The following is a 24,707-nucleotide window of genomic DNA, read 5'->3' as shown; positions in this document are numbered from 1 at the left end:
AATGATGTTCGTCGTCTGGGCCACAACCGCATGGCGGTCTATTACGAGCTGCTCGCCTCGTCCGATGCCATCGCTGAAGATACAGCTCGGGCGTACCTGGACGTTCAGCGCTACCGGGAGTCTCTGGCACTGGCCAAGGACAACTATGCCACCCACGCAGATGTCCATCAAAAAATAGAAAGCCGCGTCAAAGCGGGTGTCGGACGTCGAGTCGATCTGGAACAGGCATCCGGCCGCTTGGCGTTGGCGGAGTCAAACTGGTTGACGGAGGCCAGCAACTTACATGACGTCACGGCACGCTACCAGCGATTGACAGGGGAAATGCCTGCAGAATATCTGCCCCCATCGCCCGTCGTTGATAAATTCCTGCCCACTCGCACCAGCCTGTTAACCGACGCCATTTCTCATAACCCAACGTTTTTGGGCGCAGTGTCGACGATTCGTTCTTACCGGGCGGATGCAGACTTGCGTCGCTCGGCTCTCTCACCCAAGCTCGAACTGCGGGCCAGCCAAAGTATTGAAAACAACCGAAGCGGCGTCACTGGCAGTTATCGGGACAGTGCCATTCAGTTGGTCCTGAATTACAACCTCTACAACGGAGGCGCGGACAGTGAGCGGGTGAATCAATATGTCGCAAAACTGAATGCGGCCTATGACTTGCGTGACAAAGCTTGCCGCGATGTGCGCCAAACGGCACAAATAGCCTACAACGATGTGGGGCGCCTGACACAACAATTGATTTTCCTCGCGCAACACGAGCTGTCCACGGCGAAAGCCCGTGAAGCCTATCGCCAGCAGTTCGACATTGGCCAACGCTCACTCCTTGACTTGCTTGACACTGAAAACGAGCTTTATCAAGCGCGCAGGGCATTAACCAATGCGGAACATGATTTGCGGCTTGCAAAATTTCGGGTGCTGAGTACGTCCGTAACTTTGCTGGGTGCCCTGGAACTGCGCATTCTTGCCGACAGCGCACCGACAGAGAGCGAGGGCCATGCAGAAGACGACGGCCTGATGCGTTGCAGCACGGAGCTGCCAACCATCGTGACACTCGACAAGCCGGCACCTCCGAAGATGGATCCGGCGCCAGCGGTTGCCATTGCGCCCGCCCCAGTTCAACGTGCCCCAGACAACTGCCAAAAACTCACAGCCACTGTGGACGACTGGGTTGACGCATGGAACCGCAAGGACTCATCGGCATATTTGCGCGCCTACAGTGATTCATTTGTACCGGCCTTAGGCATGAGCCGCCCCGCATGGGAAGCATTCCGCAAGAAACGTCTCGATAAGCAAGGCGACTTGACTGCCAAACTCAAAGACATCCGTCCCACGCGCTGTGACAACAACACGGCGGAAGTCACGTTTACGCAAGACTACGGATCGGTGGACTACAACGATAGCGTTCAAAAAACACTGTCATTTGAATTTGTCAACGGAGCATGGCGAATCACGCGTGAAACCGTGACGCAGGGAAGAACCTTCTAATCAAACGAGATTGGCGTCAAGCAACTTGGACGGATGCATGATTGCGGCAGTCCAATGACTCTTTCAAACAAGAAAAACCCCGGTAAGGCCAAGCCTTACCGGGGTTTTTTACTGATTCAATCAAAGGTGCGTTTTAAAAAGGAATGTCATCATCCATGTCGTCAAAACCACTAGCAGGACGGGCTTGCGCCGGCACTTGCCGCACCGCGGGTGCGGCAGCAACCGGTCGCGAGGCTTGCGCTGGCCGAGAATAGCCACCGCCACCGCCTGCATTGCCTCCGCCATAGTCCTCATCACTACCTGACGGCTCACCCATGCCTTCACGACCACCCAACATTTGCATTTCATTGGCCACGATGTCGGTCGCGTATTTCTCAATGCCGTCTTTGTCGGTGTACTTTCGGGTCTTTAAACGTCCCTCGACGTAAACCGGACGACCCTTTTTGAGGTATTGACCTACGATTTCAGCCAGTTTTCCAAAAAAGGTGACGCGGTGCCACTCGGTCTCTTCGACCATGTTGCCGTCTTTGCCTTTGTACTTGCTGCTGGTGGCGATGGTGATATTCGCGACGGGATCTCCACTGGGCAGATACCTGATTTCGGGGTCGCGACCCAAGTTCCCGACCAGAATGACTTTGTTGACTGATGCCATGATTTGATTCTCCTGAATTTGATTGATTATCCTGCGTTTGCCACAAGAGTCGACGCGCGACCTGGCGCCCGCATAGGCCAGGCCAATAGCAACCAAAGTCCCATGGCCACGGCGCATACAGTAAACAGGCCCTGGGGGCCCATGTGTTTGATCAGCCAGCCACCGGCCACGCCCCCTACAAATAAGCCTAGTGATTGCAGCGTGTTGTAGACCCCCATCGCAGCGCCTCGGGCATGGGCAGGTGCCACCCGTGACGCAATGCTGGGCTGACTAGCCTCCAACACGTTGAACCCGCAGAAGAAGACAAACAACAAGATACCAAGGACGCCAACGCTCGGGGCTCCCCTTGATGCCAATAGCAAACCAAACTGTACGGCTGTCGTCAGTCCAATTGCGGTCAAAAAGACCGCGCGGAGGTAGCCCCGTTTCTCCAGCGGAAACAAGGTCATGCCCATCACCAAAAATGAGGCCAAAACGGCAGGCAGGTAGACCCACCAATGATGCTCTCGGGGCAAACCAGCTTCCACCAGCATCGCAGGCACGGCCATCCACATGGCGAGTTGCACCGCGTGCAAGATAAAAACACCAAAATTTAGTCGCAACAGGGCGGGCAGACGCAGAACCTCCAGCAACTGACCGCGAGGCTGGTTTTTATGAATCGCCGGCTCGGATGGCACCCACCAGATCATCACCGCCACGCCCGCGATGGCCAAGCCCCCTGTCAATGCGAACAAACCTCCTAAGCCAACGTGAGCAACCAACAATGGGGCGACTACCAGCGACAGGGCAAACATCAGCCCAATGCTGGCGCCCACCAAGGCCATGGACTTAGTCCGGACTTCGTCACGCGTTTGATCGGCAAGCAGGGCCGTTACTGCAGCGGACACGGCACCCGCCCCTTGCAAGGCCCGGCCAATGGCCAGCCAGGTCAGGCTGGGCGCCCAGGCGGCGACAAAACTGCCAGTCGCAAACACCAAGAGGCCGAACACAATCACCCGCTTGCGCCCCAGACGATCCGAGGCCATTCCGAAGGGAAACTGCAGAACCGCCTGAGTCAGGCCATAAATACCCATGGCGAGGCCAATCAAGGCAGGGTCACCGCCACCGGGGTACCTCGCCGCCTCAATGGCAAAAACGGGCAGGATTAAAAATAATCCCAGCATGCGCAGGGCAAAGATAGTGGCCAGGGAAAAGCTGGACCTGCGCTCAAGCGCTGTCATTGCGCTTGCAGCAACTGTATTTCCACCCTTTGACAAGGGTTCAACGGTAGGCACGAAAGAGGTCTCCCAACTCACAACTTAACAGGGGCGGCTAACTCAAAGCTGAATTGTCCCCCATCTCGTCGCCACGGATCAGTCCCATGCGAGCCAAGTAGCCCGTCTTTCACTATCATGGCAGGTTTACCCGAGCGGCAATCACTTTGAACACCCCCACTGACGGCACCTACCTCGCCCGCGCCTTGCAGCAGCAATCCATCAGCATTCGGGGTGCACGCACTCACAACCTCAAGAACATTGATCTGGATATTCCACGCAATCAGCTGGTGGTCATCACCGGCTTGAGTGGATCGGGCAAGTCCAGTCTGGCGTTTGACACCTTGTACGCTGAAGGGCAGCGGCGGTATGTGGAGAGTCTTTCCACGTACGCCCGCCAGTTTTTGCAGCTGATGGACAAGCCGGACGTGGACTTGATTGAGGGCCTGAGCCCTGCCATCTCCATTGAGCAAAAAGCCACCTCGCACAACCCCCGCTCAACGGTTGGCACAGTGACAGAGATTCATGACTACCTGCGTCTGTTGTTTGCCCGCGCAGGAACACCTTTTTGCCCGGACCATGGCCAGGCGCTTCAGGCGCAAACCGTCAGTCAGATGGTTGACACGGTACTGGCCCTGCCTGAAGACACGCGTCTGATGATTCTGGCGCCCCTGGCTCGGGAGAAAAAAGGCGAGTTTCTGGACGTGTTCGCCAGCATGCAAGCCCAAGGTTACGTGCGCTTTCGGGTCAACGGCCATATTTTTGAGTACGAAGACTTGCCAGCGCTCAAAAAGACCGAAAAGCATGACATTGACGTGGTGATCGACCGCGTCAAAGTTCGGGCAGATACGGACCCCCTGAGCAAAGACCAACTCCGACAACGCCTCGCTGAAAGCTTCGAGGCCGCGCTTCGGGTCGCCAATGGCCGCGCCATTGCCAGCGAGATGACTATCGAAATTGATAGCGACTCCCGCATATCAGACAAGGGTCACAGCCCAAAAGAGCACTTATTTAACGCCAAGTTCTCTTGCCCGGTTTGCAGCTACTCAATCAGCGAGTTGGAGCCTCGCCTGTTTTCGTTCAACTCACCGGTGGGCGCTTGCCCCAGCTGTGACGGCTTGGGGCACCAGGACTTTTTTGACCCGACTCGCGTGGTCGCCTTTCCGTCGCTGAGTTTGGCCAGTGGTGCGATCAAAGGATGGGACCGGCGCAATGGCTATTACTTTGCCCTGCTGGAAAGTTTGGCCAAGCATTACCAGTTTGACATCGAGCAGGCGTTTGAATCGCTCCCCGCTGTGGTGCAGCAAGCGGTGCTACAAGGCTCGGGCGAGGAGGAGATCAAGTTCAGCTACGTGATGGACTCCGGCCTGTCTGAAGGCAAAAAGGTGAGCAAAAAACACCCCTTTGAAGGCATCATCCCGAACATGCAACGGCGCTACAAGGAAACCGACTCCAGCCTGGTGCGAGAAGATTTGTCACGCTATCGCAGCACGCAGGCCTGCACCGAGTGCGGCGGCTCGCGTTTGCGCCGTGAGGCCCGGCACGTCAAGGTGGGAGAAGGCGCGCAAGCCCGCGCCATTTTTGAGCTGAGCCACATCACACTGGCCGAGAGTTTTGACTATTTCAATACCCTGCAAATGAGCGGTGCCAAAGGCGAAATTGCCGCCAAGGTGGTGCGAGAGATCGGCTTGCGCCTGAAGTTTCTGAATGACGTGGGCCTGAACTACTTGAGCCTGGACCGCAGTGCCGAGACGCTCAGCGGCGGCGAGTCTCAACGTATTCGGCTGGCCTCACAAATTGGCTCTGGCCTGACCGGCGTGATGTATGTGCTGGACGAGCCCAGCATTGGCCTGCATCAACGCGACAACGACCGCCTGATCGACACACTGAAGCACCTGCGCGACATTGGCAACAGCGTGCTGGTGGTGGAGCACGACGAAGACATGATTCGCGCCGCTGACCATGTGATCGACATGGGCCCCGGCGCCGGCGTACACGGGGGACGTGTCATGGCCCAAGGCACATTTGCCGAAGTGCAAGCCAACCCCAACTCGCTCACCGGACAGTACCTCGCCCGCACCTTGGAGATTGCGGTTCCCAGCCGACGCACGCCCTGGTTGCCGGTGACGCAAACCGCCCATGCCGACAAATTCAAATCCTCCCGTTTCGCCCCCAGCCCCGCCGCTCAGCGCCGCGCGGCACGAGAGGCCAATCACCTCGCCACGCAGGGCGAATTGCAAGCCCTGCGCGTGATTGGCGCCAGCGGCCACAACCTGCAAGACGTGCATGTCGAGTTTCCGGTGGGCCTGTTCACCTGCGTCACCGGAGTTTCCGGCTCCGGCAAATCGACTCTGGTGAACGACACCTTATATGCCGCCGTGGCACGCACGCTTTACCGCGCGCACGACGAGCCGGCGGAGCACGAAGCCATTGAAGGCATCGAATACTTTGACAAAGTCATCAACGTTGACCAGTCCCCCATCGGCCGAACCCCGCGCTCCAACCCTGCCACCTATACCGGCCTGTTCACCCCGATTCGCGAACTGATGTCCGAGGTGCCCACCGCCCGCGAGCGCGGTTATGGGCCAGGTCGCTTCAGCTTTAACGTGGCCGGCGGACGCTGCGAGGCCTGCCAGGGAGACGGCATGGTGAAGGTGGAGATGCACTTTCTGCCCGATGTTTACGTGCCTTGCGACGTGTGCACCGGCATGCGCTACAACCGGGAGACGCTGGAGGTGCTCTACAAGGGCAAGAACATTGCGCAAATTCTGGAACTCACCGTGGAAGCTGCACACGAATTTTTCAAGGCCGTGCCCACCATCGCCCGCAAGCTGCACACCCTGCTGGATGTGGGCTTGAGCTACATCCGCTTGGGGCAGTCAGCCACAACGCTGTCCGGCGGCGAAGCTCAACGCGTCAAACTGGCGCTAGAACTGTCCAAACGCGACACCGGGCGCACGCTGTACATCCTGGATGAACCCACCACCGGCCTGCACTTTGCCGACATTGATCTGCTGCTGAAAGTCTTGCACCAGCTGAGAGACGCCGGCAACACGATTGTGGTGATCGAGCACAACCTGGACGTCATCAAAACGGCAGACTGGTTGATCGACATGGGCCCCGAAGGCGGTAGTGGGGGCGGCCAAGTGGTGGGTGTGGGCACGCCAGAAGAGTTGGCCGCGAACCCTGCCAGCCACACCGGGCGTTATTTGAAACGACTGCTGTCGTTGTAGCATTCGGCCAGGTGCCCGAGGCCTCAGCCGGCTGGTGCTTACGGAAAAGCACGTCCAACTGTGACGAGGCCGGCGACCGGCTGTGCAGGTAGCCGGGTTGGGCATATTCCACAGGCGAATGCATCGGCGAACTACTATCGGCAACTCGCCGAGAAGACCACAACCGCAGCTTCACTTTAACTAGTCGGCCTCCCCAAAAACCGATCAGAATCAAGGTCACCAGCCCAAAGAATCAACCGTGTTACTGAGCCTGGATTCGGCTAGGGTTGATTTTTTCAATTTTTGGGTCGATCATTAACCTTTATGTCGCTGACCTTGCCGCGTTCGGCTGGAGGGCGAAACCCAGGAGTTTGATGATGTCCAAGGTTCCAACGCCCCGCGCGAAGTTCCCTCCGTCCACCAAAGAGGAAGACGAGCTCGCCGACGGTCCCAAAGGGGAAATCGTCCATCGCCCAGATGGTTTTCACTGGCTCGCACCGGATGGACGGCAAGAGTTTGGTCCATTCGCAACCCGTGCCGAGGCCATAGCCGATCGGGATGAGGTCAACGAAGGAACACCAACCCCAGGTGAATCACTTGAGGAGGCGGAAGACGAATTGGGTCAAGCCTCCTGGATCGACCCGGACACAGGTGAGCTGGCGGAAGGACAGTCCAGGCCGCGCTTGGACGACTGAGGCGAAAGCAGAAGCGGGTGACGATAAGTTGCTAGTTAGCGCCGGGTCAATGCGCCCAGCAAAGCGTCATTCAAGACCGATTGCACATTGACGGCCTTGAACAGTGATTGGCTGTTGACACCCGTATTGATGATCGTCGTGGTCTGAATAAGCTGATCGTTCAAGCTGTTTTGGATGACTGTTGCTCCTGAAAGATTGGCAAGCGACACAGCGTCCACGCTGTTTCCAGCGCCCACTTGAACCAATCGCCCCTCAGACATGGCGGTGGTGACCGCCCTGGCCTGTTCCGCAGAGATCCGGCTCACATCCGGCAGGTTGAACTGGGCGCTGCTGACCAACTCCCCGTTGATTGAGACACTTCGCAGGAAGCCGAATGACACAGTCAAGCCAGCACTGACTTCAAACCCTCCACGCGAGTTTGCCAGCACCAAGAGGTCCACCGGAACCCACCCGGTTGGTGTACCCGTCCAATCGAATTCACCCGGTTCTGCCGCACCGAGGCCAATACCCCCAGCGCCCAACAGCATGGCCAGGCCCAATTGAATCAGCTTGATATTCGCCATATGCATTCACCTGCTCAAAAATCTCCAGGGCCAAGTTTGCTGAATGCCAAACCACTCATGCCGTCCACACCCAGTCCGGCAGACAGCGGTGCCCGAGGAGCCGCTTGCCAATCCACGTGCTGATTAAATTTCGCCTGTTTTTTCTGGTTGTGAATCACAAACAGCAACTGATTGACCCATATCGAAGCAAAGTGCGCTTGAGAAACCGCGCGCGTGCCACTGGAGGGGTCGCCGACGAGAATTCGTCCGTCACGCATGCCCTTGATGACCACGAAATGGTGGTACCCCTTCTCGGCAATCAACACAATCGCGGGCAAGCCCGACTCCAACAGCTTCACCAGCGGCAGCTCAAATCCGTCTGCTTTGAATTGGTGAGCCTCAAGGAAAATTTTCATATCCAGCAAGGAAAATCCTTCCTTGCGTATCTTGACCTGATCACCGCGCGCAAACATCTCATTGAACACGGCTTGCTCGGTCATCGGATAGTTGTAGTGGTAGGTGAGCAAGGTCGCAATCGCTGCCGAACCGCAACTGAAATCGAACTGCTGTCGGGTGGTGGACTTGAAGCACGCCTCTTTCAAACTCGTCACTTTGACAAAGAAGGGACCACTGCCCGTACCGATCAGCTCCATCGCCTGCGCGTGCACCCCGCTGCCCAAAGCGAGAGAAGCGGCCAACGTGAAACTCAACACCGTGTTCATCATCTACTCGTATTGAAGGTTGATGATGGTAGCGCTCTGAATCAACACGTTCGACCCTGAGTTCTGAACCACAGTGGAGAAACCACTGGAGTTGGCAAATGACCCATTAGTGATCAGGTTGCTGCCAGACAGCACGTTGAGCGCTGAATTATTGGCCACCGTGCCACTCAATTGCATGTCGTTTTTCACCACATCAAATCCACCTCGGGCCCCCGCCAACGTCGTCACACTGACGGCCACGCCCCAGGGAGAGGTTTCATCCGCTTGGAGGGCCACCACTGACGTGTCAACAATCGGCTCGATGACTGACGTAGCATCGTCTGTGGCCACTTCATTGGGCCAAGCCCATGTTGACAGGCAAACCATCGCCACTATCACGGAACCACGACCTATCACATTGAATTTCATGTTGTTCTCCTGACTCAACGGGCTGCCGCGCCGGGGGACTCCTGGCGTGGCAGCCCAACTCAGCCTTCTACTTGCCCACGTTGAGGTTGGCTTGCACATTGATACCTTGCTGTATCAAGGAACTCAACCCACTGTTTTGGGCCGTGGTCATGATGCCGGCGGCGGCATTGCCCGCGTTGTTCATGGTGTTGGACATATTGAACATGCCGGCGTCCACCATCACCGTGCCGCCGTTACCGCCTGCCCCGCCTACAGCCCCATTGCCGACGCCGCCTTGGCCGCCTTCACCGATGCCGCCTTGGCCGCCCTGACCACTCTGTGCGCCAACCGCGCCGCTAGCACCTTGGGCAGTACCGCCCGTGGCACTGCCGTTGGAGGCCGTGGTCGAAGCGCCGCCATTGGTCGCAGAACCGTTGGTGGCCTCACCACCCGCGCCGCCCGCACCGCCAGCGTTGCTCGCTGTGCCGCCCGCACCGCCGGTTGCTGTCCCTGCAGCGCCATTGGCAGTCGCGGTACTGGTCGAAGCGCCACCACTGGATGTAGCCGCGCCGCCTGTACCAGCGCCGGCCGTCGAGCTGGCTGTACCGGTGGCAACGCCACTAGAGGTCGTCAAAGCACCTGTCATTCCTGCCCCACCACTGGCCGTGGCCGATCCACTGCCAGCACCGCCGGTTGCGGAGGCTGTTCCTGTGCCCGCAACTGCTGTCGAGGAGGCTGAACCACTACCAGCACCGCCGGTGTTGGTGGCAGTTTGGGTGTTTGCGCCCGTGGTCGACGTGCCCCCAGCCGCACCGGTGGCTGTTCCACCTGCCGTCGTGCTTCCGCCATTGTTGGCATTGCCATTGGGTGGCTCTCCACCAGCGGTTGCGGTGTTTGTCGATGTTGCGCCACCAGCGTTGGTTTTGCTATTGGCATCGGCGCCGCCAGAACCCGCTTTTTGCATGTCAGAGGACGAGCCACCTTTGGCCATGTCCATGGCCTTTGCAGAGCCGCCGGTGGCTGTATCCATTGCCTTGGCGGAGCCGCCGTCCACTGAATCACTGGCTTTTGATGAGCCGCCGTGAGCCATGGCAGACGCTTCTGCAGAGCCCGACTTCGTCATGTCTTTGGCCATCGCGTTGCCGCCCTGGCCATTGCTGGTGGATTCAGAGCCGGAAGCTTTTTGGCTGGTCATGTTCTTGCCGTCACCACCGGTTGCGGTTGCCTCTCCGCCGTTGGCACCTTTGGCTCCTTTGGCGTTGCCGCCATCACCACCATTGCCCGCAGTGGCACTGCCGTTGCGGGCGCTGCCGTTGCTAGCGTCACCAGCCGTTGCGCTGCCATTGCTGGCATTGGCACTGCCACCAGCGCCGCCACTGCCACCACTGCCACCATTGCCGCTGTTGCCGCCGGAGGCATTGCCGCCCACACCTTTGCCGCCATTGCCGCCGCCGGACCCATTGGCGGAACCGCCATTGTTGGTCGCCACATTGCCGATGCCGTAAATGGTGTTGCCGCTAACAGCTCCGCTCAAATGAACTTTTCCGACGACCCGACTGGTGTTGAACGCATTGTCAAAATTGCTCGTCGCCACACCGCCATTGTTGGCGGCCGTACCGTAGTCCTTGGCCTTGGCGTCGCCTTTGTTGTTGCTGTTGGTGTAGGTCTCTGTCTCAGTCTTGGTATTGTTGCTGTCTTTGGTTTTGGTCGTGACAGAGTTGTCGGTTCTGGTGCGCGTGCTGCTATCGTTGGATGAGTTTTGATTCGCCGTCGCGTATTCATTGGCGGCAGCGCCAGTGTTAGCCGACTGATCTGAATTGGCGGTGGCCGTTTGGGTATTGCTGTCGGCCAATTCGGCGTTGTTGGTGGTGGTTGGATTTGCCATAACTTGTCCAGCCAAACCGAAGGCAATTGCGATTGCCGAGGCCAAGTGAGTTTTCTTCATGATCATTCCTTCAAAATAAGTTAGAACAGATTTACGCGGCTCGGCGCACGCAAAACGCCAATCCGGCTAACACATGGCAACTTGTGTGCAAGCTCTGACTGATCTGCTTCAAACCGTTGATTTGATTGATATAAATCTGATTTGACTTGCGAAAAATCCGGCCTTGCCTCCTCGTCAGCCCGGAAAAATCAAATACCGATCTCGCCGTGTCACATCGGTGTGACACCTGCCCAAAAACGCCTTGATGGCACATTTGAGATATCGCAATGATGAAGAAATTTATGCTTTGGAATCAATGTCGTTCAACGACTGGGCAGGAGATGCAGGCTGAACACGGCGCCGTCACAAATTAGTGACATGCTTTGAGAAATGGCGCATCAATGATGACAACTTAGGGGGCAAGAACGACCCTCGAACACGGATGCAATTGAACGTTGACGAGGAGAATCAAGGAAAGGGATCAAGTAGTGACGCCGTGCTTTTCCATCAAACGATAAAGCGTCATGCGGGAGACCCCCAAATCGCGAGCTGCTCGGCTGATGTTGTTGCCGCTGCACTGCAGGGAACCCGAGATCGCATCGCGCTCAGCCCGAATACGTGCGTCTTCCAGCGCCTCACCCGTATGGGCCACCGCGCGATCCGGTAACCCCAGGTCACTTGGCGTAATCAATCGCCCCTCCGACATCACCATGGCACGGCGAATCCGGTTGATAAGTTCGCGGACGTTTCCAGGCCAGTCATAAGCCCGTATCGCGCCCAACGCCCGGTGGCTGAATCCCGTTAGTCGAGGGTTCTTGTCTTCAAAAAAAACCTCAAAGAAATGATTGGCCAGCAACTCAAGATCGTCTTTTCTCTCTCTCAGGGGTGGGGCCAGAAGCGGCAATACGTTGAGCCGGTACAACAAATCCTCCCAAAAATCCCCCAATTTAGTGGCTTGTTCGAGGGCCATATGACCTTGCCCTCGAAAAACGTATCTCTTGCTGAGTGTTTAAATTCACGCAAGGAGAACGGAAATGACGAAGACAGCAAGAGCGCGCTACACGCTCGAATTCAAGCAAGAAGCAGTTCGACTGGTCGAAGGTGGCCAGAGCATTGCAGCCGCGGCACGCACGCTGGGAGTGGTCGACCAGACGTTGTTCAATTGGGTCAAGGCGCAGCGCCAGGGCCAGCTCAAGGGAGCTGACAGCAAGGTATTGGTCAGCGCCGAGCAGATGGAGATCAGCCGGTTGCGGGCCGAGTTGGCGCGTGTGAAGATGGAGCGTGACATTCTGGGAAAAGCGACGGCGTACTTCGCAAAGGGATCGATTTGAAGTACGCCTTCATCCAGCGCCACCGCAGCACATGGCCGATCTCGGTACAGTGCCGCGTACTGGGGGTGAGCATCGCCGGGTACCACGAACACTTTGTGCGACTGGCCAGTCCGGCCCAGCTCCGCCACCTGAGCGATGACGCCTTGCTGGTGCACATCAAGGCCATCCATGCCGAGACGCGAGGCGGCTACGGCTGGCCACGCACCTGGAAGGAGCTGCTTGCCCGTGGCATCCGTGTGGGCAAAGAGCGCGTGCAAAAGCTCATGCAGTTGCACGGCATCCGTGCCAAGGGAAAGCGGCGCTTCAAGGTCACCACCGATAGCAATCACGATCTAGCGATCTCACCCAACCTGCTCAACCGGGAGTTCGATGTGGCAGCACCCGACAAGGTCTGGGTGGGTGACATCACGTACATCGCCACGGACGAAGGCTGGTTGTTTCTGGCCGTGGTGATTGACCTGTTCAGCCGCCAAGTAGTGGGCTGGTCGTTACGAGAGGAAATGACGCGGGACATCGTCATTGATGCGCTGCGCATGGCATGGTTCAAGCGGCATCCGGGCAAGCAGGCTGGCCTGATGTTCCATAGCGACCGCGGCAGTCAGTACGCCAGCAAGGACTTCCGGGAAGTGCTCAAGGAGTACGACATCACCAGTTCAATGAGCCGGCGCGGCAACTGTTGGGACAACGCCTGCAGCGAGACGCTGTTTGGATCATTGAAGGTGGAACGGTTATACGGACAGAAGTTCAAGACTCAGCGGGAGGCAAAGGATGAAACGATTGCTTGGATGCTTTGGTATAACCGGACTCGACTGCATTCGACACTGGCCTACGTCAGCCCGGTGCGGTTCGAGCAAAACTGGCTTGCTAATCAGCCCAAGCAAGCCAACTCATGATCTCGGTTATGGGATACGGATTCCAGGGGCAAGGTCAATATGAGAGGAGGCGATGACCCTGACATCGACCGCAATGCATTGGGACGAACCCACTCTGTTGATGTGGCCCTCTTGCAAGAAGCGCAACAGGTTGGCCTGCAACTCGATTGGCAAATCGCCAATTTCGTCCAAAAACAACGTGCCCCCACCGGCTGACTCAATCAGTCCGCGCTTTTCCCTCGCCGCGCCGGTGAAAGCGCCTCTCTCATAGCCAAACAATTCTGACTGGATCAAGCTGGCCGGGATGGCGCCGCAATTCACCGCAACGAATGGCCCCTTCGCGCGGGACGAGTGGTTGTGCACTGCGCGCGCCGTCAACTCCTTTCCGCTGCCGCTCTCACCTGCAATCAATACCGGGGCGCCAACCTGAGCCACCTTTCGAATTTGATGACGAAGTTGCTGAATCGCCGCACTTTGACCCACAAGTGCCATGTCTTGCCGCTGCGCCGCAGGGCGATGAGACCGACTTCTCAACTCGGCATAACCAAACGCATGGCCCAATGTGTGGTTGAGTCGCTCAGTATCAATCGGCCAGGTATGGAAATCAAAAAAGTGCTGAACGATTAAATCGCGGCAAAGCAAGCGCTTGATGGCGTCCACCGGCAAGACGGCGACCCACTGAGTCGAGGGCTGCGTTTGCAACCATTGGTCCAGGGTGTTCACCTCGGTGTCATCCATCTCCCCCAACAACAACAGCGCAACCGGGGTCGGCTGTGTGTTCAACAGCTTTTGTGCGCCACCCAATTGGTCCGCTAGTCGCAAATCCCACGAAGAACTCAACTCACCAGGCACTTCACATTCCAAAGCTTTTCCCAGCGCGATGATCAACAAGCGTCTCAATGCCATGTGTCAATCCCTAGTGATGACCTCTTCAACAGGTAGCGGGCCTTATGGAACCAGCTTACGCGGCCGGAAATTTTTTGACTTGATTTTTGTCATAGCACTTGCCGCTGCCTGATCGCGCTGGTGTCGTTCTGTCTTGATTTTTCTCAAGTTGACAACCCCGCTCCTCTCCAACACTGGAGAGGAGCAAGCATACCAATCGACAAGCCCAAAATGGCAGCGGTCGGATGGGGAGCATCGGTCACCAAGAAGACGGAGAACAGACCATGGCACACCAGAACACTCTTCCAATGAGCGCTGTGAGTTACGCCCTGTTGCTGCTGAGTGGTGCGGCACAGGCGCAAACCGTCACCCGACCGGGAGACGACATCTCTGCCAGGGTGGAAGCCCTGGAGCGTCAGGTGGAGGAGCAGCGAGCGCTGATCGACAACCTGCGTGGCACTCTTAGCTGGGACCGTTTGGCCACACAACGAGGCACAGGAACTGCGCCGGGTGGGTCGCAAGTGGCTCAGGCGACAACCAATCAAGTCGAACCGGTTGGCAAAGCACCTGAAGCACAGGGTCGCCCGCCCGAGGTCGCACCCATCTTCGAGCAACCCGGTGTGCTGACTCTACCCGGCCATTACGTACTTGAGCCCTCAGTGCAATACGGCTACTCATCGAGCAACCGGGTCGCACTGGTGGGTTACACCATTATCCCGGCGCTCCTGATTGGACTGATTGATGTGAGGGAGGTGAAACGCAACACGCTCACGGGCGCTCTGTCAGCGCGGTTTGGCGTCACGCGGCGCCTTGAGTTGGAGATCCGCGCGCCCTATGTGTACCGGTCTGACTCCACGGTCAGTCGCGAAATCATTGTGGGGACGGCGACTGACCGCGTCTTTTCCTCCAGCGGGATGGCCATGGGAGATTTGGAATTCGGCGCACGCTATCAATTGAATGACGGCGGCGGAGGGTGTCCCGAATTTTGTGTAAACGGCGGTTAAGTTAGACGCGCGGCATGCGCTCGTCAAACTGAATGGTAAAGCGGTTCAGAGCAGCCTTCCAATCCCGAATCGGCATCGTCCATTTCTGGCTGATGTTGTTCAGTGCCAGATAGAACAGCTTGAACACTGCGTCCTCAGATGGGAACGAGCCGCGGGTCTTGGTTATTTTGCGCAGGCTCATGTTCACGGACTCAATGGCGTTGGTCGTGTAAATCACTTTTCGGATGTCTGGCGGGTATTCAAAGAACGGTATCAAGTGTGTCCAGTTGCGCCGCCAGGAGCGCCCAATCGGAGCGAAGGAATCGTCCCATTTGACCTCGAATGCCGTGAGTTGTCGCTCAGCTTCGGATTCAGTGGGCGCAGCGTAAATCAGCCGCAAATCCGCGGCGACTTCCTTGCGCTGTTTCCACCCCACGAAGTTCAGGCTGTGACGCACCATGTGAACAATGCAAAGCTGCACCGTCGCCTTGGGGAAGACTGCCTCAATGGCGTCAGGGAAACCTTTGAGCCCATCTACGCAGGCGATAAAGATGTCAGCCACGCCCCGATTCTTCAGTTCAGTCACCACCTGCAGCCAGAACTTGGCCCCTTCGGTTTGGGCCATCCACAGGCCCAGTACCTCTTTGAGGCCGTCCAGGTTGACGCCAATGGCCAAGTACAGGGCCTTGACCCGCACAGTACCGTTGTCGCGCACCTTGACGTGAATGCAGTCCATGTAGACGATGGGGTACAGCGCCTCCAAGGGGCGCGACTGCCAGGCTTTGACCTCGTCCATGACGGCGTCGGTCACGGATGAAATCAGGGTAGGAGACACTTCGGCGCCGTACATCTCCTGCAGATGGCCTTGAATCTCGCGTACCGTCATGCCTCGGGCATACAGCGACAGTATCTTGTCGTCAAAGCCGCTCCAGCGGGTCTGGTGTTTGCCAATCAGTTGGGGCTCGAAGGTGCCGGCGCGGTCACGGGGGATTTCTATGGGTAGCTGGCCAAAATCGCCTTTGAGCGTTTTCTTGCTGCACCCGTTGCGGGTGTTGCCCGCTTCATTGGCAACCAACTGGTTCTTGCCGTGACCCAGGTGGCCGGTCAATTCGGCTTGCAAAGCTCGCTCGACCAAGGCTTTGGTGAGCTGCGTCAAGAGGCCATTCTGGCCAATCAGGTCTTCGGGCTTTTTGTAGTCGGCCAACAGGGCGTCAATCAGCTCGGCGGGTAAGGGTTTCATCTCTACGGTCATCTCGGCTCCATGCAAGACAGCAGTTTCCTGCCAAATAACCGTTTACACAAAACTTCTTACACCCTCCGGCGGCGTCGACACGCCGTTTTACATCGCCTCCATGCGCTTTAAAACGCGGACCGGCAAAGACCCGTTTGACGTCGTGACCGACTGCCAAACACGCTGTGTGGGCAACACAACGGGCACCGGTTTGCCCTTGGATTTGCCGACCGGGTCGGGCTTTTACTCACTGCAAGCGGGGCTCACTGTCCTCTATCCGTCGGATCCCGCCGTGTTCTTTGGCAGCGTGACCTACACCCACAACTTCGCCCGCGACAATGTCAGTCGCAAGGTCTTGAACGGCGAAGAAGAGTTCTTGGGAACGATCGCGCCCGGTGGTGTGCTCGGCTTCAATTTCGGCATCGGTCTGGCGTTGAATGAGAAGTCGTCATTGAGCCTGGGCTATGACCACAGCTCGGTGGCACGACTTCGCGCCAATGGTCAGGTGGCGACCGGATCAGTTCGAACTCAACTCGCGACCTTGTTGCTGGGGTACTCTTATCGCTTCAACAGCAAGTACTCACTGAGTGTTTCTGTTGGCGCAGGACTCACGGCTGACACGCCGGACGTCACGGTCAGCGTGCGCCTGCCCATGACTTTTTGACATCCGGCCCCATGGAAAAATTGAAAGCCCAGCCTGCAACCCAGGGTCAATCTGATCATCACCTCACGCGCAGGAGATACGCGTTCCGGTTGCCGATTGCTTTGGCCGCACAGATGGAGGCACTGTGTGAAATGCACCGTGAGAAGACCTGCAGCCAACTGATCGGCGACCTGTTGGCTTTGGGAGTGGCAGAGGTCGAGCGCGCCCAAGGCGGCCCAACCGGCGCGCTGCCCACCGCTTTGCCGCACGGCAAGCCTCATATCTACTTGCTGAATGGTCCTTTTGCGGAGTTTCACGGCTTGACTCGCAAGCACCACCTGGCGATGGAGCACGCCATGGACCAGGATGAAGCCGCACCGGCTTTGTTGAACTACCGCCTGGGGGACGACGACTGACTAGCGCGGGTACCGTTCATTGTCCCGGTTTCATGCCTGTTGCTGGGCGGCCCGCAGTGTGTCGCGGGTCCTGATGGCCTCTTGGCGAGCCATCTGAGCAAAGTCCTCGCCCGCCGAGGCATAAATGATCGAGCGGGAGGAGTTGACGATGATGGGCGCACTCGTCTCCAACACCTGCCCTTGGGCATCACGGGTGCCGCGCCATCCGGCTTTCACCGTGGCCACCGCGTCACCCCCCTGTGCACCTACGCCTGGAATCAACAGTGGCAGCGTCGGGGCGACGGCTCGCACCCGTTCAATCTCAGCCGGGTAAGTGGCGCCGACAACGAGCCCCAATTGACCATTGAGGTTCCAGGGACCTTGCGCCAATTGCGCGACATGCTCGTACATCAGCGGTTCGCCTTCGACACTGGCCAAACGCTGGATTTGCAAATCATCACCGCCCGGATTGGACGTGCGGCACAAGAGAAAAGCACCTTTTCCGTGGTACTTCAAGTACGGCTGAACCGAGTCAAACCCCATAAAAGGTGACAGCGTGACTGCATCGGCGCCATAGCGTTCAAATGCCTCAATGGCGTACTGCTCGGCCGTGCTGCCGATGTCCCCCCGCTTGGCATCCAAAATGACCGGCACATGCGGCGCCGTACGCTGCATGTGCGCCATGAGGCGCTCAAGCTGGTTTTCCGCCCGGTGGGCGGCGAAGTAAGCAATCTGAGGCTTGAAGGCCAGCACCAAGTCGGCTGTGGCGTCGACGATGGCGGCACAAAAATTGTAAATGTGACTGGCGTCACCACGCCAACGGCTGGGGAACTTGGCCGGATCGGGGTCCAGGCCGACACACAAGAGAGAGCCGTTTTGGCGCTCGGCGGTGCGCAACTTGTCTAAAAATGTCATGCGCTTATTGTAAGAAGCGTGCATTGAATAAAAAAAGGAGGCCAAGGCCCCCTTTTGGTTGAAAGCCCCGTGGACTTAGCGTTGAGCAGTGGATCGCTCCGCCAAGAAGATCTCGATACGGCGATTCGCAGAGCGACCGGCATCTGAACCATTGTCGGCAATCGGTTCACGTGAACCTCGACCATCAATCTGGATGCGGCGTGAGTCAACCCCGCGCGACGAGAGGTAATCTCGCGCGCTGGCGGCGCGGCTGAAGGACAACGGGTTGTTGATGGAGTCAGACCCGGTGCTGTCCGTGTGCCCCACGATGCGAATTTCGGTGTTTGGCTGGTTGCTCAGGCCTTGGGCAAATTGGTCAAGCACAGGGCGCAAGTTCGACTTGATGTCGGAACGACCGGTGTCGAACGAAATGTCACTGGGAATATTCAGCTTGAGCTGGTTATCCGAAGTCTGCGTGACGCCAACGCCTGTGCCCGCCGTAGCTTGCTCCATGGCGGCCTTTTTCTGAGCCATTTGGTTGGACCAGATGTAGCCACCCAAGGCACCCAAGCCCGCACCGATGGCGGCTGACTTGCCGCTGTCGCCAATGGCCACCCCAGCCAAGCCGCCGACGCCAGCGCCAATGGCAGAACTGCGCTGTGCATCTGTCATGTTTGCACAGCCACTGACAAACACCACGACGGCACTCAGACTAAGGGCGAGAACCCGGGTATGAGTTGAAATTTTATTCATGTTATTTCCTTTTCATTGATTCACTTGATTAACCTTGTGCAGTTTGCAACTTTTTTCAGCGATCAGCAAGTTGACCGCCCTGATATAGAGCCGTCAATCAGGTACTTTGACGCGAAAACCGGTTATTCAGATAGGCGTTGATAGCGCTCGACTCATACATCCACTGACTTTGACCTGTTTCATCCGTGATTTTCAGACAGGGAACCTTGGCCTGCCCCCCTCCCGCCAACAAACTGGCCCTGTGGGGGCCGTCGGGTTGGGCATCGTGTTGTGCCACGTTCAGAGACAAGCGACGCATTTCCTGACGCACTTTGATACAAAAAGGACATGTTCGGTACTGGTAGAGCGCCAGACCTTCACATTGCTGATCCACGCGAGCTTGCTCCGCTGGCGAGCGAACCAGCCCCGTGGGACGGGTCAGGTATTCCCGTAATACCATCACTGGGCCCAGCACCCAACGAAGGGTCTTGAAAAAGGTGCGAATAATGATTTTCAAACCAGAACCTCCGCCGCATCGAAGCGCTTCAACTTGAAGCCACCTGCGGACCCCGCAATCAGATGACCGTTGGCAAGCAGGGTTTTGATGGCCGCTGAGACCGACCCCAAGGGAATACCAATGGTCCGGGCACTCGCCGTTTGTTTGATCAACCGAAACTCTTCCGTATTGAGCGCGGTTTCAAGGTGCTGCAGGAGCTTGGCAGCGTTGCTAGGCAACTTGGCGGCCTCTGGCATGGCCATCAAACGATTCGCGCCGGTACGGCGGTCGCCTAGGCGGCGACGCGCACCCGTCCGGGCGGTGGACTTGGCCACGACATCAGTCGGTGTTTCCGCCACTGGGGCGCTCAAGGCGGGCAGAGTAGAAACCACAGCAGTCCCTTCACCCACGAGGTCTTCGGCAAGAAAATAAATTTTCTTGAGCTCGGCTTCAATGACCCCCATCGATTGCGACAGCCGTGCCACCAGCTTCCAGTTTTCAAACAAGGCGTCATTGCCCAAACCAAAGGGGTTGTGGTCCATGGCGGTGGTCACGCGTTCGGCGTAGCTTTGCGTGGCCTGTTTCAGGTCGGCATCGGCGGCGTAAACGGCCGCGCCCGCCTGCTGTATGGCAGCCAGAGTGGTGCTTGCGAGGGTCATAGAGAGGGCTTTCTTATTAAATTCAATCCAACGAATGCACTTTTACACCTGATCCGGTCGCGCCACCGACAGGGCGAGGCACAGATCAGCCCAAGCGCGGGCTTTGTCCTGCTGAGTGCGCAGCAGGTAAGTTGGGGGGTAACTGACCACCACGGGAATCCCCTGGTACTGGTAAATTTGACCGCGCAGCTTTCCCAACGGCGTTGTGCCGACTTGAGCATCACTTTCGCGAAGCAGCGTTTGGGCGGCCACCCGCCCCATGGCCAAAATAACTTTGGGCTGTGTCAACGCAATTTCACGCTTCAAATAGGACTCGCAAGCGGCCAGGTCCTGGGGTTGCGGCGCACGCGGCAGTGCGGGACGGCATTTAACGACATGCGTCAAGTAGGCCGCCTGCGATGCAGCGACGGGTGCAAGGGCGTCCTGGCGGGTCACACCGACTGCTTTCAGCATGTTGTCCAGCAACAGTCCCACTTGATCCGAAAATGGAAAGCCAGCACGCTCGTCGCCGTCTTCCGGCGGATCGCCCACGACCAGCCAATCGGCCTGAGCAGTCGCCGCCATGGCACTGAAAACCGGCGCTCGCCGGCCCACGCACAGCTTGCAGGCTTGGCAGGCTGAGATGGCCTCGCTCAAGCCGGCCCAATCCGCGTGCGCCATTTCACCCACCACAGCATCGGCGTCAAACACGACCGATCCTGTGTTCTGAGCCGGCCGGGAGACCCCGCCGCGAACGGACAGGGCGTCAACCACCCGATGTTCAATCGCAATCGACGCTTCTGCAGGTATCACCGCGGGCGGCGCGGTGGGTTGCGCCAGCGGGACCGAAGCCGGTGCCGGCGCGGCCTCAACAACCGGCGCGTCGGCTTGAGGCCACCAGACGTGCACGCCCATTTCCTGCAGCATGGCGCGGTGGCGGTCGTCTAGGTCAAGGCTCATGGGGCTGTATTTTCACAGACGTCGGCTCATCACCACCGCGTGCTCGCGCTGGCCATGCCCGTCGGGGTAATAGTTTTTGCGTTGGCCAACGGCCTCAAACCCCTGGCTTTCATAAACATGCATGGCGCGCAAATTGCCCACCCGAACCTCCAGCCAGAGCCATTCGGCACCCTGCCCACGCGCCCACACGGCCATGGCATCCAGCATGACATGTGCCCAGCCTTGGCGCTGGTACGCAGGGGCCACAGTGATGTTCAGAAGATGCACCTCATCGACCCCCTTCATCGCCACAAAGTAGCCCAGCAGAATGTCTCCGCCCATCAGCAACTGGGCTTGATAGCCCGAGGCAAGGGCGTCAGTGAAGTTGGCTCGAACCCAGGGGTGGGCATAGGCTTGTTGCTCCACGGCCAAGACCAGGTCGATGTTGTGGGGCGTCATCGCCTCGAAACAGGCTTCGATGGTGGACTGCACCCCGGTCATGGCCTACGCTGCCGCTTTCTCTGCCATGCGCTCGGCGGTGGTTTTGGCGACCTTGTCGCGAATGTAGAGCGGCAAAGCCTCGTCGGCGGGCAAAGCCCCGCCGGCGGCCAGCAAAGCGGGGGCAAGACGCAACAATGCGCCGGCAGTGGGCAGCGCTGCCACGCGCAGTGCGGCGCTGACAGGCAGGCGATCACCATAGGTGGTGAACACATTGCCAGCCAAGGTGACGTCGTCGTCCGCGTCCAAGTCTTCTGGTCGGATCAGGCCAGGGTCCTTTGTTTGACTCCAGACATCACTCTCAAAAGAGTAGCAAGCCATGTACAACTCGTCCATCCGGGCATCCAGCATGGCTGTCACCTGTCTCGGGCGCGCCGGGTCCACACACTGACACCGGGCGTCTTCCGCCACAGCCAATAACGTGTCCACCGGCAAGACGAGCACTTTAGCGCCGAAAGCCAATCCCTGCGCCACCGAGCAAGCGGTCCGCAGGCCAGTAAAGGAACCCGGCCCACGCCCAAAAACAATGGCATCCAACTGATCAAACCTCAGATCGGCTTGCGCCATGAGCCGCTGAATGACCGGAATCAGGTGGGCCGAGGTCTGTGCCCCGCCCACCGCGGTTTGTTGCCAAACTTGGGCAACTCCGCCGACGGTGCGCTGGGCAGCAATCGACATGACGTCAGTACTCGTATCAAAAGCAAGCAAGTTCAAACGTTGCGCTCCTTATTTGAGGTCACTGGTTTTGGTGAAAATACAGCAAAAATCACCCCTCTGTCCTTGTAGACGCTGCGACAGGCGCTTCTTTTCTGATAGCAGCGGGAACGGCAGAGCGCACGCCAAACAGAATACCCAGCGTGACCAGGGCCAACCCCGCCCAAAGGTTCCAGGACAAAGGCTCACCCAACACCACAACCGCCCCCAGGGCCGACAGGCCGGGTACCAGCGCCGTGATCATCGTGGAGCGCACCGGGCCAAAGTGCTGAATCATCTTGGTGAAGGTAATGCCCGATATGACCACCGAACCCCAGCCCTGGAAAAACACCTGAAACAACACCTCACCCAATGGCGCAGTAAACACCTGCCCACCGGACAGGCCGCTCACAGTCAGGACTGTGTAGATCGGCAGATAAGCCAGGAAAGCAAAGGCCGTGATGGCAATCGTGGCGCGAACGGCGTCCAGCGCATGATGACGCGCCAGCACACTGTAGGTGGCCCAGCACGCCGCCGCGACCATGAAGAACAGGTCACCTTTCCAGACATCGCCGCCCTCAAAGGCCCGCAGCAAGCTCGCACCGCCCACCAGCAAGTCGCCCAGGACGATCAGGACCAGGCCCAGCGCGCGCCACGGCGTAATTCGATCACCCAACAGCAGCGCCGCCAACAACGCAGTCCACAGCGGCAAACTCCCTGGCATCAAGACTGAAGCATGGGCCGCCGGCGCGTACACAAACCCCCGGTAGGCCAGCATGGCGTACAACAGGCCACCGAAAAACCCAACCTTGACCGTCACACTCAACGGCAGAGGCGACAGTCCAAACAACGAGGATTGTCCGCTTCCAATGGCCCTGTCTTGGCGCACACGCCACCAACCCAAGGGGAGCAAAAGCAGGCTCGCGCCCGCGATTCGGCACCAGGCCATGTCCATCGGGGTCAGGGTACCGCCACGTGCGGGATCGGCCGAAGCCCGGGCAATCAAAATGAACGACGTCCAGATTACGACCGTGATCACGGCCGCCGCGATACCAATGGCGCGGGGCGACAGGACGCTATGGGACGCAGAGGGGAGAGGATGCATCCCCTCATTATCCGTGGCTTGATAATTCCAGCATGAACAAACCCACAACCTTGCTGGCCCTGCTCGCAAGTGGCATCTGCAGTCTGTCACTGGCCCAAGCCCTGCCGCCCGAGGTGGACGCGGCCCTGAGCCGGGCCAAAGTCCCGCGCGAGGCCGTGTCGCTGCTGGTGATAGAGGCCGATGGACGCACCGCGCCCCGCCTGAGCCACCGGGCCCTAGTGCCGATGAACCCCGCATCGGTGATGAAACTCGTCACCACCTACGCCGCCCTCGACTTGCTGGGCCCCGCCTACACCTGGCAGACCCCCGTGTACCTGGGCGGCCCGGTTCGAGACGGTACGCTACAAGGCGATCTCTACATTCAAGGCCGGGGTGACCCCAAATTGGTGGCTGAACGCCTGTGGCTGTTGCTGCGCCGGGTGCAAGGATTGGGGATACAAAAAATCGCCGGTGACATCGTGCTGGATCGCAGTGCGTTTGCCATCGACGACACCGACCCCGGCAGCTTTGACGGCGAACCACTGCGGCCCTACAACGCCACCCCTGACGCATTTTTGGTCAACTTCAAGTCCTTGGTCATGACCTTTGTGCCGGACACGGGCAACAACCTGGCCCGAATTCAGTACGAGCCCCCTTTGGGTGGCGTTCAATTACCGGCTTCAGTGCCCTTGAGCGGCGGCGCCTGCAACGACTACCGCGCCACTTTGCAGGGCGACTTCAATGACGCCACGCGGGTCCGGTTTGGCGGCAGCTTCCCGGCCGCCTGCGGCGAACGGGTGTGGCCAGTGGCCTATGTCGACCCGGCCAGCTACAGCGCTCGCGCTGTAGAGGGTCTGTGGCGCGAAATGGGGGGGCAGTTGGTCGGGCGCGTGCGCGACGGCCGCCTGCCAACCGCACCCGGGAAGACACTAAAACCAGTGTTTGAAATGAGCTCACCGTCGCTGGCAGAGGTGGTGCGAGATGTCAACAAGTACAGCAACAACATCATGGCCCAGCACGTGCTGCTGTCCCTGAGCCTGCCTGTTCGCCCTGCCATTGGCGCCAACCCGCTGCCGGAGCAAGCACCTGCCTCGACGCAAGCCTCGCGCGAGGTGTTGCTACGTTGGTGGAAGGACCGCTTCGGGTCGGACGATCTTCCGGTATTGGACAACGGTGCGGGACTGTCACGAGACGGACGCATTTCCGCCCAAGCGCTGGGTCGGCTGCTGCAAACTGCTTATCGCTCCCCATTGATGCCAGAGTTGATGGCCTCACTGCCCATCTCCGGCATTGACGGCACGTTGAAACGCAGCAAGGCGCAGTCCCAAGGCACTGCCCACCTGAAAACCGGCAGCCTGCGCGACGTCACCGCCGTGGCGGGCTATGTCTTGGCCAACAGCGGTAAACGCTATATCATGGTGGCCATGGCCAACCATGCCAACGCAGGCGCCATGCGCCCGGCCTTTGACGCCCTGCAGGATTGGGTTGTGAGGGACAATTGAGGAATTCGGGTTTACCCCA

The 24,707-nt window shown here is 58.5% G+C and carries 24 protein-coding genes and 1 pseudogene; 8 read left to right on the top strand and 17 right to left on the bottom strand.

Annotated elements, in window-relative coordinates; genetic code table 11:
- The first annotated feature begins 30 nt into the window (after window positions 1-30).
- Window positions 31-1,485, top strand: coding sequence for a TolC family protein (locus J8G15_RS16870; protein WP_240538348.1), 1,455 nt, complete (start codon window positions 31-33; stop codon window positions 1,483-1,485).
- Between the two features lie 133 nt (window positions 1,486-1,618).
- Here J8G15_RS16870 and ssb read toward each other — a convergent pair whose 3' ends face one another.
- Together ssb and J8G15_RS16860 are read right to left on the bottom strand one after the other, a co-directional pair.
- Entirely contained in the window at window positions 1,619-2,137 is a 519-nt protein-coding gene (ssb, locus tag J8G15_RS16865) for a single-stranded DNA-binding protein (protein ID WP_210543597.1), read from the bottom strand.
- 26 nt (window positions 2,138-2,163) lie between these two features.
- Window positions 2,164-3,357: an MFS transporter gene (locus tag J8G15_RS16860; RefSeq protein ID WP_210543595.1), complete on the bottom strand. Its 1,194-nt coding sequence runs from the start codon at window positions 3,355-3,357 to the stop codon at window positions 2,164-2,166.
- A gap of 200 nt (window positions 3,358-3,557) precedes the next feature.
- Between J8G15_RS16860 and uvrA the strand changes: the two genes are divergently transcribed.
- The gene (gene uvrA / locus J8G15_RS16855) at window positions 3,558-6,623 is read left to right on the top strand and encodes an excinuclease ABC subunit UvrA (RefSeq protein ID WP_240538347.1); all 3,066 of its coding nucleotides are present in this window, start codon (window positions 3,558-3,560) and stop codon (window positions 6,621-6,623) included.
- 356 nt (window positions 6,624-6,979) lie between these two features.
- Window positions 6,980-7,297: a hypothetical protein gene (locus tag J8G15_RS16850; protein WP_240538346.1), complete on the top strand. Its 318-nt coding sequence runs from the start codon at window positions 6,980-6,982 to the stop codon at window positions 7,295-7,297.
- Between the two features lie 35 nt (window positions 7,298-7,332).
- Here J8G15_RS16850 and J8G15_RS16845 read toward each other — a convergent pair whose 3' ends face one another.
- The 5 genes from J8G15_RS16845 to J8G15_RS16825 all read right to left on the bottom strand — a co-directional run bounded on the left by J8G15_RS16845 (window position 7,333) and on the right by J8G15_RS16825 (window position 11,842).
- Complete coding sequence (locus J8G15_RS16845) at window positions 7,333-7,860, bottom strand: hypothetical protein (protein WP_210543593.1); 528 nt, start codon at window positions 7,858-7,860, stop codon at window positions 7,333-7,335.
- Window positions 7,861-7,874: 14 nt separating this feature from the next.
- A complete protein-coding gene (locus tag J8G15_RS16840) occupies window positions 7,875-8,561 on the bottom strand; it encodes a C39 family peptidase (protein WP_210543591.1) in 687 nt (228 codons plus the stop codon).
- A gap of 3 nt (window positions 8,562-8,564) precedes the next feature.
- Window positions 8,565-8,969 carry a hypothetical protein gene (locus tag J8G15_RS16835; RefSeq protein WP_210543580.1) on the bottom strand — a complete coding sequence of 135 codons (405 nt, stop codon included), beginning with the start codon at window positions 8,967-8,969 and terminating at the stop codon, window positions 8,565-8,567.
- A 67-nt stretch (window positions 8,970-9,036) separates the two neighbouring features.
- A complete protein-coding gene (locus tag J8G15_RS16830; protein WP_210543578.1) occupies window positions 9,037-10,893 on the bottom strand; it encodes a hypothetical protein in 1,857 nt (618 codons plus the stop codon).
- Window positions 10,894-11,353: 460 nt separating this feature from the next.
- On the bottom strand, window positions 11,354-11,842 hold the full coding sequence (locus J8G15_RS16825) for a sigma-54-dependent Fis family transcriptional regulator (protein ID WP_210543576.1): 489 nt from the start codon (window positions 11,840-11,842) through the stop codon (window positions 11,354-11,356).
- A 64-nt stretch (window positions 11,843-11,906) separates the two neighbouring features.
- On the opposite strand from J8G15_RS16825, the gene J8G15_RS16820 reads away from it, so the two are divergent.
- Window positions 11,907-13,096, top strand: a protein-coding gene (locus J8G15_RS16820; protein ID WP_210542005.1) for an IS3 family transposase whose coding sequence is annotated in 2 segments (ribosomal slippage) — window positions 11,907-12,165 and window positions 12,165-13,096 — 1,191 coding nt in all. Because the reading frame shifts where the segments join, the coding sequence is not laid out codon by codon here.
- A 6-nt stretch (window positions 13,097-13,102) separates the two neighbouring features.
- On the opposite strand, the gene J8G15_RS21940 is transcribed toward J8G15_RS16820, so the two are convergent.
- Window positions 13,103-13,981: a sigma-54 factor interaction domain-containing protein gene (locus J8G15_RS21940; protein ID WP_210543575.1), complete on the bottom strand. Its 879-nt coding sequence runs from the start codon at window positions 13,979-13,981 to the stop codon at window positions 13,103-13,105.
- Window positions 13,982-14,244: 263 nt separating this feature from the next.
- On the opposite strand from J8G15_RS21940, the gene J8G15_RS16810 reads away from it, so the two are divergent.
- A complete protein-coding gene (locus tag J8G15_RS16810) occupies window positions 14,245-14,964 on the top strand; it encodes a hypothetical protein (RefSeq protein ID WP_210543573.1) in 720 nt (239 codons plus the stop codon).
- A 1-nt stretch (window position 14,965) separates the two neighbouring features.
- Here the strand turns inward: J8G15_RS16810 and J8G15_RS16805 are convergent, their stop codons facing one another.
- Window positions 14,966-16,195, bottom strand: a complete 1,230-nt coding sequence (locus J8G15_RS16805; protein WP_210542233.1) for an IS256 family transposase — start codon at window positions 16,193-16,195, stop codon at window positions 14,966-14,968.
- 64 nt (window positions 16,196-16,259) lie between these two features.
- On the opposite strand from J8G15_RS16805, the pseudogene J8G15_RS16800 reads away from it, so the two are divergent.
- Window positions 16,260-16,838: pseudogene (locus J8G15_RS16800) on the top strand (acetate kinase); the annotation flags it as partial.
- Window positions 16,839-16,849: 11 nt separating this feature from the next.
- Window positions 16,850-17,233, top strand: coding sequence for a hypothetical protein (locus tag J8G15_RS16795; RefSeq protein ID WP_210543569.1), 384 nt, complete (start codon window positions 16,850-16,852; stop codon window positions 17,231-17,233).
- Between the two features lie 30 nt (window positions 17,234-17,263).
- Here the strand turns inward: J8G15_RS16795 and pyrF are convergent, their stop codons facing one another.
- The 8 genes from pyrF to J8G15_RS16755 all read right to left on the bottom strand — a co-directional run bounded on the left by pyrF (window position 17,264) and on the right by J8G15_RS16755 (window position 23,207).
- A complete protein-coding gene (gene pyrF, locus J8G15_RS16790; protein ID WP_210543568.1) occupies window positions 17,264-18,127 on the bottom strand; it encodes an orotidine-5'-phosphate decarboxylase in 864 nt (287 codons plus the stop codon).
- A gap of 75 nt (window positions 18,128-18,202) precedes the next feature.
- Window positions 18,203-18,859, bottom strand: coding sequence for an OmpA family protein (locus J8G15_RS16785; RefSeq protein WP_210543565.1), 657 nt, complete (start codon window positions 18,857-18,859; stop codon window positions 18,203-18,205).
- A 97-nt stretch (window positions 18,860-18,956) separates the two neighbouring features.
- Window positions 18,957-19,355 (bottom strand): glutathione S-transferase N-terminal domain-containing protein, encoded by a 399-nt coding sequence (locus tag J8G15_RS16780; RefSeq protein ID WP_210543564.1) that lies wholly within the window; start codon window positions 19,353-19,355, stop codon window positions 18,957-18,959.
- Entirely contained in the window at window positions 19,352-19,993 is a 642-nt protein-coding gene (locus J8G15_RS16775) for a hypothetical protein (protein ID WP_210543562.1), read from the bottom strand. Before J8G15_RS16775 ends, J8G15_RS16780 begins: the two co-directional genes overlap by 4 nt.
- Window positions 19,994-20,035: 42 nt before the next feature.
- Window positions 20,036-20,932: a uracil-DNA glycosylase gene (locus J8G15_RS16770; RefSeq protein WP_210543559.1), complete on the bottom strand. Its 897-nt coding sequence runs from the start codon at window positions 20,930-20,932 to the stop codon at window positions 20,036-20,038.
- A 12-nt stretch (window positions 20,933-20,944) separates the two neighbouring features.
- A complete protein-coding gene (gene rimI / locus J8G15_RS16765; protein ID WP_210543557.1) occupies window positions 20,945-21,412 on the bottom strand; it encodes a ribosomal protein S18-alanine N-acetyltransferase in 468 nt (155 codons plus the stop codon).
- Window positions 21,413-21,415: 3 nt separating this feature from the next.
- Entirely contained in the window at window positions 21,416-22,123 is a 708-nt protein-coding gene (gene tsaB / locus J8G15_RS16760) for a tRNA (adenosine(37)-N6)-threonylcarbamoyltransferase complex dimerization subunit type 1 TsaB (RefSeq protein ID WP_210543555.1), read from the bottom strand.
- A 52-nt stretch (window positions 22,124-22,175) separates the two neighbouring features.
- Entirely contained in the window at window positions 22,176-23,207 is a 1,032-nt protein-coding gene (locus J8G15_RS16755) for a DMT family transporter (protein WP_210543553.1), read from the bottom strand.
- A 32-nt stretch (window positions 23,208-23,239) separates the two neighbouring features.
- Between J8G15_RS16755 and dacB the strand changes: the two genes are divergently transcribed.
- Window positions 23,240-24,688: a D-alanyl-D-alanine carboxypeptidase/D-alanyl-D-alanine-endopeptidase gene (gene dacB, locus J8G15_RS16750; RefSeq protein WP_210543551.1), complete on the top strand. Its 1,449-nt coding sequence runs from the start codon at window positions 23,240-23,242 to the stop codon at window positions 24,686-24,688.
- Window positions 24,689-24,707 lie beyond the last annotated feature (19 nt).

Origin of the sequence: Rhodoferax sp. PAMC 29310 (assembly GCF_017948265.1) — a bacterium.
Lineage (GTDB): Bacteria > Pseudomonadota > Gammaproteobacteria > Burkholderiales > Burkholderiaceae_C > Rhodoferax.
The sequence above is the reverse complement of the archived record's forward strand: the minus strand, read 5'-3'. Positions and strand labels throughout refer to the sequence as shown.

Bases quoted from the DNA above. Each gene is read 5' to 3' on its own strand.
- J8G15_RS16870 (WP_240538348.1), top strand. From the start codon at position 31: ATGGCGGTCTATTACGAGCTGCTCGCCTCGTCCGATGCCATCGCTGAA.
- ssb (WP_210543597.1), bottom strand. From the start codon at position 2,137: ATGGCATCAGTCAACAAAGTCATTCTGGTCGGGAACTTGGGTCGCGAC.
- J8G15_RS16860 (WP_210543595.1), bottom strand. From the start codon at position 3,357: ATGACAGCGCTTGAGCGCAGGTCCAGCTTTTCCCTGGCCACTATCTTT.
- J8G15_RS16850 (WP_240538346.1), top strand. From the start codon at position 6,980: ATGTCCAAGGTTCCAACGCCCCGCGCGAAGTTCCCTCCGTCCACCAAA.
- J8G15_RS16845 (WP_210543593.1), bottom strand. From the start codon at position 7,860: ATGGCGAATATCAAGCTGATTCAATTGGGCCTGGCCATGCTGTTGGGC.
- J8G15_RS16840 (WP_210543591.1), bottom strand. From the start codon at position 8,561: ATGAACACGGTGTTGAGTTTCACGTTGGCCGCTTCTCTCGCTTTGGGC.
- J8G15_RS16835 (WP_210543580.1), bottom strand. From the start codon at position 8,969: ATGAAATTCAATGTGATAGGTCGTGGTTCCGTGATAGTGGCGATGGTT.
- J8G15_RS16830 (WP_210543578.1), bottom strand. From the start codon at position 10,893: ATGAAGAAAACTCACTTGGCCTCGGCAATCGCAATTGCCTTCGGTTTG.
- J8G15_RS16825 (WP_210543576.1), bottom strand. From the start codon at position 11,842: ATGGCCCTCGAACAAGCCACTAAATTGGGGGATTTTTGGGAGGATTTG.
- J8G15_RS21940 (WP_210543575.1), bottom strand. From the start codon at position 13,981: ATGGCATTGAGACGCTTGTTGATCATCGCGCTGGGAAAAGCTTTGGAA.
- J8G15_RS16810 (WP_210543573.1), top strand. From the start codon at position 14,245: ATGGCACACCAGAACACTCTTCCAATGAGCGCTGTGAGTTACGCCCTG.
- J8G15_RS16805 (WP_210542233.1), bottom strand. From the start codon at position 16,195: ATGACCGTAGAGATGAAACCCTTACCCGCCGAGCTGATTGACGCCCTG.
- J8G15_RS16795 (WP_210543569.1), top strand. From the start codon at position 16,850: ATGGAAAAATTGAAAGCCCAGCCTGCAACCCAGGGTCAATCTGATCAT.
- pyrF (WP_210543568.1), bottom strand. From the start codon at position 18,127: ATGACATTTTTAGACAAGTTGCGCACCGCCGAGCGCCAAAACGGCTCT.
- J8G15_RS16785 (WP_210543565.1), bottom strand. From the start codon at position 18,859: ATGAATAAAATTTCAACTCATACCCGGGTTCTCGCCCTTAGTCTGAGT.
- J8G15_RS16775 (WP_210543562.1), bottom strand. From the start codon at position 19,993: ATGACCCTCGCAAGCACCACTCTGGCTGCCATACAGCAGGCGGGCGCG.
- J8G15_RS16770 (WP_210543559.1), bottom strand. From the start codon at position 20,932: ATGAGCCTTGACCTAGACGACCGCCACCGCGCCATGCTGCAGGAAATG.
- rimI (WP_210543557.1), bottom strand. From the start codon at position 21,412: ATGACCGGGGTGCAGTCCACCATCGAAGCCTGTTTCGAGGCGATGACG.
- J8G15_RS16755 (WP_210543553.1), bottom strand. From the start codon at position 23,207: ATGCATCCTCTCCCCTCTGCGTCCCATAGCGTCCTGTCGCCCCGCGCC.
- dacB (WP_210543551.1), top strand. From the start codon at position 23,240: ATGAACAAACCCACAACCTTGCTGGCCCTGCTCGCAAGTGGCATCTGC.